The sequence below is a fragment of the Moraxella lacunata genome (genome assembly GCF_002027545.1).
In the GTDB taxonomy this organism is placed as follows: Bacteria; Pseudomonadota; Gammaproteobacteria; order Pseudomonadales; family Moraxellaceae; genus Moraxella; species Moraxella lacunata.
Genome location: NZ_MXAN01000120.1, coordinates 1 through 8,016, shown reverse-complemented (window position 1 = coordinate 8,016; position 8,016 = coordinate 1). Strand labels below are relative to the sequence as shown.

Annotated in this window: 8 protein-coding genes; 3 read left to right on the top strand and 5 right to left on the bottom strand. The window is 45.9% G+C overall.

Annotated features, from left to right (window positions below; translation table 11 throughout):
• From B5J94_RS13270 to B5J94_RS13250, 5 genes are all read right to left on the bottom strand, one after another.
• Positions 1 to 109: GTP-binding protein (locus tag B5J94_RS13270; protein ID WP_079364193.1), on the bottom strand; the 109-nt coding region annotated here is incomplete at its 3' end.
• 107 nt (positions 110 to 216) lie between these two features.
• Positions 217 to 2,343: an elongation factor G gene (fusA, locus tag B5J94_RS13265; RefSeq protein WP_062500171.1), complete on the bottom strand. Its 2,127-nt coding sequence runs from the start codon at positions 2,341 to 2,343 to the stop codon at positions 217 to 219.
• 121 nt (positions 2,344 to 2,464) lie between these two features.
• Positions 2,465 to 2,938: a 30S ribosomal protein S7 gene (gene rpsG / locus B5J94_RS13260; protein ID WP_062500173.1), complete on the bottom strand. Its 474-nt coding sequence runs from the start codon at positions 2,936 to 2,938 to the stop codon at positions 2,465 to 2,467.
• Positions 2,939 to 3,092: 154 nt separating this feature from the next.
• Positions 3,093 to 3,467, bottom strand: coding sequence for a 30S ribosomal protein S12 (rpsL, locus tag B5J94_RS13255; protein ID WP_029102685.1), 375 nt, complete (start codon positions 3,465 to 3,467; stop codon positions 3,093 to 3,095).
• A 279-nt stretch (positions 3,468 to 3,746) separates the two neighbouring features.
• On the bottom strand, positions 3,747 to 5,603 hold the full coding sequence (locus B5J94_RS13250; protein WP_062500175.1) for an EcsC family protein: 1,857 nt from the start codon (positions 5,601 to 5,603) through the stop codon (positions 3,747 to 3,749).
• A gap of 296 nt (positions 5,604 to 5,899) precedes the next feature.
• Between B5J94_RS13250 and B5J94_RS13245 the strand changes: the two genes are divergently transcribed.
• Genes B5J94_RS13245 through rsfS form a run of 3 tightly spaced genes read left to right on the top strand, consistent with a single transcriptional unit; the run spans position 5,900 to position 7,808 of the window.
• Positions 5,900 to 6,691, top strand: coding sequence for an NYN domain-containing protein (locus B5J94_RS13245; protein WP_062500177.1), 792 nt, complete (start codon positions 5,900 to 5,902; stop codon positions 6,689 to 6,691).
• Positions 6,691 to 7,404, top strand: a complete 714-nt coding sequence (gene nadD, locus B5J94_RS13240; RefSeq protein WP_158081064.1) for a nicotinate (nicotinamide) nucleotide adenylyltransferase — start codon at positions 6,691 to 6,693, stop codon at positions 7,402 to 7,404. Before B5J94_RS13245 ends, nadD begins: the two co-directional genes overlap by 1 nt.
• 32 nt (positions 7,405 to 7,436) lie before the next feature.
• Positions 7,437 to 7,808: a ribosome silencing factor gene (rsfS, locus tag B5J94_RS13235; RefSeq protein WP_062500181.1), complete on the top strand. Its 372-nt coding sequence runs from the start codon at positions 7,437 to 7,439 to the stop codon at positions 7,806 to 7,808.
• The last annotated feature ends 208 nt before the right edge of the window (positions 7,809 to 8,016 follow it).

Genomic DNA, 8,016 nt, shown 5'->3' with positions numbered 1-8,016 from the left:
CAGCAACAGTTGCGATAGCAGCAGTTAGGGTAGTTTTACCGTGGTCAACGTGACCGATGGTACCAACATTCACGTGTGGTTTATTACGTTCAAATTTGGCTTTGGCCATGATAATATCCTTTTGATTCGTGCAAACTGCACAAGGTTTTGATAAATGATTGTTTTGGTTTGCCACTCATGAACAAACCAAAACGGATTTAAATGAGATGATTATGATTACTCGTCATCATCTTTGGCAGTGAATTTCTTGATAATTTCATCAGCCACGTTCTTAGGCGTTTCTTGGTATTTGGCAAATTCCATAGAGTAAGTTGCACGACCTTGAGACATAGAACGCATTTGGGTGGCATAGCCAAACATTTCAGCCAATGGTACTTCTGCACGGATGGCTTTGGTGCCACCAGGCAAGTCGTCCATGCCTTGAACCACGCCACGACGACGGTTAAGGTCACCCATGATGTCGCCCATGTAGTCTTCTGGAGTCTCAACTTCTACTTTCATGATAGGCTCTAGCAGAGCAGGTGATGCTTGCATAAAGCCTTTCTTGAATGCAATAGAACCCGCCATTTTGAACGATAGCTCATCAGAGTCAACGTCATGGTAAGAACCATCATATAGAGTCGCTTTAACGTTTACAACTGGGTAACCTGCCAAAACGCCGTTTTTCATACGCTCTTGGATACCTTTATCCACCGCACCGTGGTATTCTTTTGGTACAACACCGCCCACGATTTCTTCGGCAAATTCGTATTCCACATCACCTTCTGGGTCAAGTGGTTCAAGACGTAGCCAAACGTGACCGAACTTACCACGACCACCTGTTTGACGAACAAACTTACCTTCAACTTCAACCGTTTGACGGATGGTTTCACGGTAGGCAACCTGTGGTGCACCGATGTTCGCTTCAACACCAAATTCACGCTTCATACGGTCAACGATGATGTCAAGGTGCAATTCACCCATACCAGAGATAATGGTCTGACCACTTTCTTCGTCTGTGCGTACACGGAACGATGGGTCTTCTTTAGCAAGACGACCTAAAGCGATAGACATTTTTTCTTGGTCAGCTTTGGTTTTTGGCTCAACCGCTAGGCTGATAACTGGGTCTGGGAACTCCATACGCTCCAAGGTGATGATGTTGTCATTATCACACAAGGTATCACCTGTGGTTACGTCTTTTAGACCCACCAATGCTACGATGTCGCCTGCACGAACTTCTTCAACTTCGTTTTGGCTGTTGGCATGCATCTCAACGATACGACCGATACGCTCACGCTTCATCTTAACAGGGTTATAAACGCTGTCGCCTTGTTTTGCAACGCCAGAGTACACACGAACGAAAGTTAGGTTACCCACGTATTTGTCATTCATGATTTTGAATGCAAGGGCGGCAAATGGTGCATCATCAGAAGATTCACGGCTACCTTCGGTTTCGTCTTTGTCATCTAGAATGCCTTTGATGGCCTCAACGTCAGTGGGGGCAGGCAAGAACTCGATGACGGCATCAAGCATACGCTGTACGCCTTTGTTTTTAAAGGCAGTACCACAAAGCATTGGCTGGATTTCACATGCCAGTGTACGAGCACGAAGACCAGCGACGATGTCTTCACGAGACAAGTCGCCCTCTTCTAGGTATTTGTCCATCAGCTCTTCTGATGACTCAGCAGCTACTTCAACCATGTTGTTACGCCATTCGTTGGCAGTATCTACTAGGTCGGCAGGAATCTCGCCATATTCAAACTTCATCCCTTGAGATTCTACGTCCCAAATGATGGATTTCATCTCAAGCAGGTCAACAACACCTTCAAAGTTGTCTTCTGCACCGATTGGCACAACCACAGGCACAGGGTTACCGCCTAGACGGGTTTTAACTTGTTCAACCACACGGAAGAAGTTAGCGCCAGTACGATCCATTTTGTTAACAAAGGCAAGACGTGGCACTTTGTATTTGTTGGCTTGACGCCATACAGTCTCCGACTGAGGCTGTACACCACCAACCGCACAGTACACCATACATGCACCATCAAGTACACGCATAGAACGTTCAACTTCAATGGTGAAGTCAACGTGACCGGGGGTGTCAATTAGGTTAATGCGGTGCTCTGGGAATTGCTCAGACATGCCAGACCAAAAGCAAGTGGTCGCAGCAGAAGTAATGGTAATACCACGCTCTTGCTCTTGCTCCATCCAGTCCATCGTTGCAGCACCTTCGTGCACTTCACCGATTTTGTGGCTTTTACCTGTGTAGAACAAAATACGCTCTGAGGTCGTGGTTTTACCTGCGTCAATGTGCGCAGAAATACCGATGTTACGGTATCTATTTAAGGGGGTTTTACGTGCCATAATTTTTCCTAGAAAAATTGCGAGTAATTGGGTGTCAGTTTGTCATGATAAGACATCATCATGACCGAACCATGACAAACGACTGATATTGTTTGGCAAGCCAAACACGCTTTTAATAAAATTAGAAGCGGAAGTGAGAGAACGCTTTGTTCGCGTCAGCCATACGGTGAACGTCATCACGTTTTTTGATGGCAGCACCTTTACCTTCGGCGGCGTCATTTAGCTCACCTGCTAGGCGTAGAGCCATAGATTTTTCAGAACGCTTAGCGGCAGCGTCAGCCAACCAACGCATGGCTAGGGCAGTACGACGGGAGGGACGGACTTCCATAGGCACTTGGTAGGTAGCACCACCAACACGGCGGGCTTTTACTTCCACCGTTGGGCGAACGCTTTCTAGCACTTCTTCAAAGAAAGCCACTGGGTCTTCGATGTTACGCTTGGCAGCAACGCTCTCTAACGCACCATAAACGATTTTTTCAGCGACTGATTTTTTTCCGTCAACCATAACGTGGTTGATGAATTTGGCGATGGTTTGGCTGCCGAACTTAGGATCAGGTAGAATTTCACGGGCAGCGACGACACGACGTCTTGGCATAATAGTTCCTTATGTCTTCAGGGTAAATCTGGCATACAATCTTAAAACAAATCAAGCATTTAGCCAGCCTTACTGCATGATTGTGGGCATGGGGGGGTGATTAACACACATCTCACAAGCCATGCACAGGTTAAATTTGGGTTATTGAGCTAAATTACGCCTTAGGACGTTTAGCACCATACTTAGAACGACCTTGTTTACGGTCTTTAACGCCTGCACAGTCAAGTGCACCACGAACAGTGTGATAACGCACACCTGGTAGGTCTTTTACACGACCACCACGGATAAGCACAACGCTGTGCTCTTGTAGGTTATGACCTTCACCGCCGATGTAGCTAGATACTTCATAGCCAGAAGTCAAACGCACACGGCATACTTTACGCATGGCTGAGTTTGGCTTTTTAGGGGTAGTGGTATATACACGAGTACAAACGCCACGACGTTGTGGGCAAGCTTGTAGTGCAGGTACTTTTGACTTTTCAGTAATGGTCTTACGACCCTTACGGATAAGTTGGTTTGTAGTTGCCATAGGCAATATCTCCCGTTAATTAAAAACTTGTTTTTGGCAAAATTGACTAATTTTTAGGCAAATTTGCACAAAAAACGTACTTATCCCAAATGGGATTTGGCATTATAATACTTTTATTTAAGAAAATCAAGGCATTTAAACACAAAGGCAAAACCCAGTTAAAAAACCGAGTCTTGCCTAGGGCAAATTGCAATTTACCCCCACAACCAAAAAATAATTACCCAGTAATCAAGTGAGTTGCTATTTTAAGTTGAGAGCGAAGTAAAATCCATAAAACCATCATTTCATGCTTTTGTCATTTTCATCACTGTGGTATTCAACACTTAGCGTCTCATTTGCTTTAAAGGTCGCCATAGCGGTGCCGATGACTTCATCAATAAGCCCATGATTATAGTGTGCCGCCACGCCAACTGCCGAAACAGTGACCAAACGATGTGACCAATGGGTGTTTAGCTCATTGATGTCTATGCCGTATTTTTCAACCAATTTATCCAAATGGGCAAATTTTAATAGCTCATCAAAATCCTTAATACTGGTGTTAGACGAGCTGAGTTTGACCAACTCTTCTTTTAAGCCATTCTCGCCTGCATAGACCAGTGTTTTTTTGGCAAGGGCAAGGGCGGTTAGGATGACTTGCTTTTCTTGCATTTTGGTCAAATTCGCCCCCAACAGCACGCCATACGCCATCTTGACCCCTTCTTTGCCTGTCAATGGTACATCATAGACCACCGACAACTGATACACCGTTCGCAGTGCCACAAGCAGTAACCACGCTGTGTCCATGACCACGCCTTTTAGCCCAAAAAAGCCCGTCACACCGCCAGCGGTTGCCAAGGCTCGGTTTTGGTCGGCAAGACTTTGAGCCAGCTCGTCTTTTTGGGTAGGGGTGAGTGTTTTGGGGTCGTCAGGCAGGGATTTGACCGCCCATGCGTGGGCCAGTTCGGCGATTTTTTCATACACGCTCTCTGAGATGGCGTTTAGTTTTTCATCAGAGACAAATCTGTTTGCCAAGCCATGTACTGCCGTAACTTTTTTGCCCAAAATGGATTTGACAAAACTCCCGCCAAGCGTCGAACCTTGGACATAAAAGGGGTGCTTGGTTGTGGCATCGGCATCCAAATCCACGCTCTGATAGCTCTTGTCTTGATGACCACGTCCTAAATAAGCACCTGCTGTGGCAAGCAGTCCGCCCAAACCCTTTAAGGTATGGGATTTTTCGACCGATTTGTCATTGGTTTTTTGCTCATGAGCTTGTTCATGCTCATCACTGCTCTCGTTGGCGGTTGGGTCATTGTCAGGCTGTTGCTGTTGCTCTTTGCCTAATAAGTTTTCCGCTTTATCAAGCAGTTCATCGGTTTGTTTGGTGGTCTGCTCGCTGATGTTATCCAGGGTCTGTTTTGCCTGTTCTTTGGCATCATCTAACGTCTCTTTGGCACGCTCGGCAAGCGTTTGGGCATTTTTTTGAGTCTCTTGCACCACCTGCCCTGCCTTGTCTTGGACATCGCTTAGGGTCTGTTGTAGTCCTTGTTTGGCATCGCTAAGTTTGTCATTGACAAGGCGTGCGGTCTCATCGGCATCATCAGTGAGCTCTTGGAGATGTTCTTTGGCAGTTTGGGCGGTGTGGTTAAGCGTATCACTAATGGTCTCTTGGGCGGTGTGCAATGCCTGCTGTGCCTGTTGTTTTACCTGCTCTTTATCACCTAGGTTATCTAGGTCATCTAGCTGTTTTGCCAACTCGGCAAGTTTATGCTGAGCGGTTTCTTTGGCTATCTCTTGGGCGGATTTGGGGGTATTGTTGTCGTCATTGGCATGAACATGCTTATCCTCACTGCCCTTATCATCTTTATCATTACTCTGATTCTCATCGCTAAGGCTCTGATTATCATCACTAGGGTTTTGGTTATCATGGTTATCATCGCCTGTCTCATGAGTGGCATCCTTTGGCTCATCACTGCCAACCTTAACCACCGCCACATCTGACACATTGGTATTGGCGATGTCCACATCACCTGCGATCACTTCCACATCGCTGTGGCTTAGCCCTTCTTGGTTGTCAATAAAATCGTGAACCACCGCCGTTTTTCTGGTGGTTTTGGGGCTTTTGGTGCGTGAGGTTTTTGATTTTGGCGTACTCATAACTTCTCCTTAATGTAAATAAATGAACATAGCATAAAAACTCATCATATCAAATTATCATATCAAATTATCAAAAATTTGCTGTGTCAATATTGTAAAGCAACACTACAAAATGTAAAACCATCGCACGCTTGCCGCACCCTACCATGACACGCCCAAAACGCCCGATATTCTTACACCAACCTAAGCCGACCTAACTTTTTTGTAAATGAGTGGCAAAAATGATAGATAAAAAACGATAGATAATTGGCAAATTTTACCTTATAATAATTTTATTTACCCTTTTGTATTTTCCCATGTTGCCACCCACCGAAGCACGCCTAGCGGTCTTGATTGATGCTGATAATGCGTCCACGACCTACCTTGAAGCACTCATGAATGAGATTGCCACACTGGGGCGAGCAAGTGTTCGCCGTGCTTATGGCGACTGGACAAAACCCCAACTTGCCAGTTGGAAAAGCGTGCTACTGTCGCACTCCATCCAGCCCATGCAACAGTTCGCCTACACATCAGGCAAAAACGCCACCGATTCGAGCCTGATTATTGATGCGATGGATTTGCTCTACACCGAGCGATTTGATGGCTTTTGCCTTGTGTCGTCTGACAGCGATTATACTCGCCTTGCTCAGCGTATCCGTGAGCAGGGGCTGATGGTATATGGCTTTGGCAAACAGCACACACCCAAGCCCTTTATGCAAGCCTGCGACCGCTTTACCTATCTAGAAGTCTTTGAAGAGCAAAAGAAAAACAGCGACGTGGATTTTTATGACTCAGCTGACATGCTGTTCTCGGGCGATAACCAGTTCAAGCCTGTGGATGTGGCGATTGCGTTAGTCAAAAATGCCATCGCCACCATGGCGGACGAGCATGGCTGGGCAAACATCGCCCCCGTCAAAAACTACATCCTAAAAGTCGAGCCTGATTTTGACGCTCGCCTTTTCCATTATGACAAATTTAGCGATTTTTTAAAGGCGTATCCCCGTTACTTTGAGCTGACCGAACGCTACCCCAACGGCGACAATCACAAAGTGGTGTTTGTGCGTAATCGCCGTAACGACCTACTGGCTGACATTGAGCTGACCATATGATGGCACGGATATTTTTGGGGGGCAGTTTTGACCCTGTGCATGACGGGCATTTGGACATGGTGCGTCTTGTTCATCATCGCTTGTCGTCTTTGGATATACCCTTTGTCATCTCGTTTTTACCCACCGCAGGTAACCCCTTTAAAGGCACGCCCACCGACCCCACTCACCGCCTAAATATGCTGTCTTTGGCGTGTGACATGCTAAAACATCAAGGCATCACCGCAAGCATTGACACATCAGAAATCCACCAAACCCCACCCGTCTATACCATAGATACGGTGCGAGCATTGGCACGGTGGTATCCTGATGATGAGCGGATTTTTGTCATGGGCGGTGATAGTTTGGCAAGTCTGCATTTGTGGAAAAATTATAAAGAGCTTTTGGCGTACGTTAAAATTTGGGCGTTTGATAGAGCTGGCAGTGATGATGTCGTGGCTGATGTGTTGGCAAAGATGACTGATGATTTTGATAAATTTTTACAAGATGGCTTTTTACAAGATGATTTATTAAAAGATGAATTGTTAAAAGATGAATTGTTAAAAACCGATAAAACTTTTAACACCAAACGTATTTTTTATGACAAATCGCCCATACCTGCTGTCTCGTCCACCCAAATCCGCCACGCCCTAGCCCAAGGCGATAAACCATGCCATTTGCCTGAGCCAATTTTTGATTATATTAAAACGCACGAGCTTTATAAAAGTGTGCTATAATAGACGGTTAATCTTTATTTTATTTGAATACCATGACCACACATAACCTATCCTTAGATGAGCAAATCACGCTCGTAACCACCGCCTTGGACGACCTAAAAGCCAAAGAGATTACCGTGATGACGGTTGAGCATTTGACCGAAATTGCCGAGCGCATCATCATCGCCAACGCCACATCAAAACGCCACGTTAAGGCACTTGCCGACAAGCTCGGAGCCACTGCCAAAGAAGCGGGGCTTATGCCACTAGGACGTGAAGGCGACAAAGACAGCGACTGGACGCTCGTGGACTTAGGGCGTATCGTGGTGCATATTATGACCCCACAGGCTCGTGAGTTCTATGACTTAGAAGGGCTATGGTCATCGCCAGAAGCCTTGCAAACACTTGCCATGCAAAAGGCGTGATGAATGATTAAGACCGCCCCAAATTCGCTTGGGGTGGTTTTTATTTGCCAAAAATCTTTTATCATGGGGTTTGGTGTTGATTGATGTGGGTATTTTTTGGTGTGACATGCAGGGCAAATTGCAACACGCCCCTTGTATATCCAAAACAAGATATAATAAGCCAACCCGCTTATCTGTCTTTCGTTTCACCCCTAGAGATGACATTCGT